This is a genomic window from Mycobacterium sp. GA-1285 (assembly GCF_001499905.1).
In the GTDB taxonomy this organism is placed as follows: domain Bacteria; phylum Actinomycetota; class Actinomycetes; order Mycobacteriales; family Mycobacteriaceae; genus Mycobacterium.
In genome coordinates this window covers 1-2,038 of record NZ_LQIS01000039.1, presented here as the reverse complement: position 1 = coordinate 2,038, position 2,038 = coordinate 1, and the positions used below count along the sequence as shown (strand labels likewise).

Genomic DNA, 2,038 nt, shown 5'->3' with positions numbered 1-2,038 from the left:
AGCGTGTCGAACAACTGGTCGTGACCGGTGGCGTGGTGAATTTCGTTGAGCGCCAGGTGCTGATGCTCGAGGGTGTGGTTGTGAGCGCTCTGAAGCTGCTCGAGCAGGTCTGCGGTGGTGGTTGTTGCGGTGATCCGCGCGCGGACCGGCACCGTGTTTATCAACAGGCCGACCATCGAATCGGCGCCCGATACCTCAGCCGGGCGGCCCGAGACAGCGGTCCCGAATATCACGTCACGCTGACCGGTCAGCGACATCAGAAGTTGCGCCCACGCTGCCTGCAGCACGGTGCTGACGGTGGTGTGACATGAACGCGCCAACTCGCCAAGGGCTTCGGTCACCTCTTCGGGCACGGAGGTTGAATGCGTTTCACGCGCGCCCAGGCCGGCCCGCTCCGGCGGACCCACCAAGGTGGGCGTGTCCAAGCCCGCCAACGCGTCGCTCCATACAGCGCGAGCGGCCTCCACATCTCGCTCGGCGAGCCAGGAGACGAAGCTGCGGTAGGACGGAGCCGCAGGCAGTTGCAGTTCGTAGTAGTGGGCGAAGATCTCCTGCAGAATGATCGGCATCGACCAGCCGTCCAGAACGATGTGGTGGTTGGTGAGCACGAACCGGTGCCGATCAGTTCCGGTGCGGATCAGTGCCACTTGGAAGACCGGCTGTGCGAGGTCGCATACCGCGGCGCGTTCGGCAGCGCACAGTTGCTGCACCTGTTCATCGACATCGGCGCGGCCATCGAGGTCGACATACTGCCACGGCACGACAGGATCGGCGGGGATGACCTGCACCGGCTCGTCGAACTGGTCGCAGAAACGCGCCACGAGATTGGGATAGCGGTTCACCGCCCTCTGTACCGCGTCGCGCAACCGGTCGGATTCCAGCGGTCCGCTCAACGCGATATCCAGCTGTACCGCGTAGACATCCTCGGCACTGTCCACCGAGGTGCTGGCGTGGAACAGCAGTCCCTGCTGGAGCGGAGTCAGCGGCAAGATATCGGCGATCCGATGCTGCTGCTCTAGAGCATCGATCTGCTGTTGACTCAGCCGCGCCGGTGCGATATCAGATGGCGTCAATCCGCCACCGCCGGTTCTGACGTGTGTGCAGATGCCGACCAGCGCGTCAAACCACAACCGGCTCAATCGATCCACCTGCGCACGCTGCAACGCCGAGGGCGCCCACGTCCAGGTGGCATGCAACTGCGGACCGACCTCGGTCTCGGCGGTGACGGCGTTGACCTCCACGGTATGAGGAAGCGACAGGGGTATCGCCGCAGCCGCGGCGGTGATCGCCAAGCCGTCCGGGCTGATCTGCCACAAGTCCTCGGAGACCTCGCCCGCAGCAGCCCCCAAGCGCCCCAGATAGTTGAACCCGATGGGTACACCAGCTTCAGACAGGTTCACCTCAGGATTGAGGTAGCGCAGCAGCCCGTAGGTCAGGCCGTCGGGCAGCGCGCGAAGCTGCTCTTTAGCCGCCTTGATCACCCGACCCAACGGCGCCTGCCCAGCAACCACCTCGGTCCAGGGCACCCCACCGACCGCCAGCGACACCGGATATATGGAGGTGAACCACCCGACCGTGCGCGACAGATCCACCCCCGCCGCCAGTTCCTCGTCGCGCCCGTGGCCTTCGACATCAATCACGACCGGCGCATCACCGCTGGCCAAGAACTCCGCGAGGGCCAACGCGAACCCGATCAACAAGATGTCTTGTACCCCAGCATGAAACGCCGCCGGCACTTCACCCAGCAGCAGCCGTGTCGACTCGGCGTCCAACGACACCGACAACGACCCAGCGCTGGCGAAGGTATCCACCTGCGGTCGCACCGGCGGCAACAGCGCCGGCACCGACGTCACCTGTTGCCACACCTCGGCTTGAGCCACCACCTGCGGAGCGCGGGCATACTCAGCCAGCAGCGACGACCACCGCGCAAACGACGTTCCCGGCGCCGCCAACTGCACCGGCTGCCCGTTGCGGTGTTGAGCCCACGCGATATTGAGATCCTCCAACAAGATCCGCCACGACACCCCGTCGACGGCCA

Annotated in this window: 1 protein-coding gene; it reads right to left on the bottom strand. The window is 65.1% G+C overall.

Annotated features, from left to right (window positions below):
- On the bottom strand, window positions 1-2,038 hold a 2,038-nt coding region (locus tag AU193_RS17390; protein ID WP_253867908.1), incomplete at both ends, for a condensation domain-containing protein.